A 1,432-nucleotide genomic window follows, 5' to 3' on the forward strand; every position below is an offset into this window, starting at 1 on the left:
TATGCGTCGCAGCACGACATCCGGTGAAGGGGACCCGCCAGGCTCATGAGCGAAACGTCTACCGCAAGCCCGCGCCGCGCCGCGCCTTTGGGGCGCACGCGAGCGGCGTTCGATCGCGACGAACAGCGCCGTCGCAAGCGCGAGGCCGTCTTGCGGGTCGCAGCCTCTGCCTTCAACCGGCGCGGCTTCGCCAACACGTCCATGGACGATGTCGCCTCCGTGCTCGGGGTCTCGAAGCCCACGCTGTATCAATATTTCAAGAGCAAGCAGGAACTGCTCTACGCCTGCCATCAGGTCGCCATGGACAATGGCGAGGCGGGCCTCGCACTCGCGGCCGTCCACAATGGGACGGGGCTTGAGAAGCTGATCGTCTATCTGCGACGCTACATGCTGGGAATCTTCGGCGACCTTGGCAATTGCCCGGTGCTCACCGACGTGGATTCCCTCACGCCGGATGATCGCGAGGCCGTGGTGGCGCGCCGCAAGCGCATCAGCCTTGCGACCAAGGAGCTCATCGCGCTTGGCGTTACGGACGGCTCCATTGCGAACTGCGACCCCAAGCTCGCCAGCCTCTTCGCTTTGGGCGTGGTGAACTGGATCCCGGCTTGGTACCGCGAGGACGGGCCTAACACCCCTGAAGAGATCATGGAGAGTTTCGTCACCCACCTCACGTCGGGCCTGGCAGCTCCCACCTCCCCGCCAGCATCGCGGCGCAGGCGGACCAAGGCTCCTGCCAAGCCGTCGTGATCCTGGGCCGAGGCGGTTGAGCCTCGGCCCAGGATCACGACGGCCTATTTTCCTGCGGGCACCACCGTTCCGTTCTTCCAGACGCCCAGGAAGATGTCGTCCTGCCCGAGGCATTCATGGTCGGTGGGGCTGAAGGGCGTGGCCGGCGTGGCCGACACCGCGACGATGCCGTCAATGTTCTCGATGGCGTCGCGGATCTTGCTCGGATCGGCGGTGCCCACCTGGTCGACCGCCTTGAACACGATCTGGCCCGCGTCATAGCCGAGCGCCGCGACCACCGGCCAGCGATAGTCCTTGCCGTATTTTTCGGTCATACGCTCGTTGAAGGCTTGGGCCTTGGGGTTGGAGAGGTCGAGCGCCTGTCCCATGGCCGTGCCTTCCAGGGCCTCGGCGCCGACGATCTCCTTCATCTTCAGCGAGGACAGTCCCCAATTGCCAGCGAAGATCGGCTTGTAGTTCAGCCGCGGCAGCGGGCGATAGGGCAGCTCAAACGCCTCGTAGAAGTTGAGAATGAGCTCGGCGCCGGCGTCGCGCATGTTGATCATCTGCGGCGCGAGGTCGTTCACGCCCGGTGCCGCGGCCTCGATGGCCACGAGTTCCACCCCGCGGGCCTTCAACCCGGCTTCCGCCTCCTTGGCCGCGAAGTTGCCATAGCCTGTGGTGGAATGCAGAAGGCCGATCTTCT

General features: G+C 65.1%; 2 protein-coding genes. One reads left to right on the plus strand and one right to left on the minus strand.

Annotated elements, in window-relative coordinates; all coding sequences use genetic code 11:
* The first annotated feature begins 45 nt into the window (after positions 1-45).
* Positions 46-747: a TetR/AcrR family transcriptional regulator gene (locus tag V5F77_RS28790; RefSeq protein WP_429008471.1), complete on the plus strand. Its 702-nt coding sequence runs from the start codon at positions 46-48 to the stop codon at positions 745-747.
* Between the two features lie 44 nt (positions 748-791).
* On the opposite strand, the gene V5F77_RS28795 is transcribed toward V5F77_RS28790, so the two are convergent.
* Positions 792-1,432 (minus strand): ABC transporter substrate-binding protein (locus tag V5F77_RS28795; protein ID WP_429008472.1); only part of this gene is annotated, 641 nt, incomplete at its 5' end.

The sequence above is a fragment of the Roseixanthobacter psychrophilus genome (assembly GCF_043195195.1).
Lineage (GTDB): Bacteria > Pseudomonadota > Alphaproteobacteria > Rhizobiales > Xanthobacteraceae > NCEH01.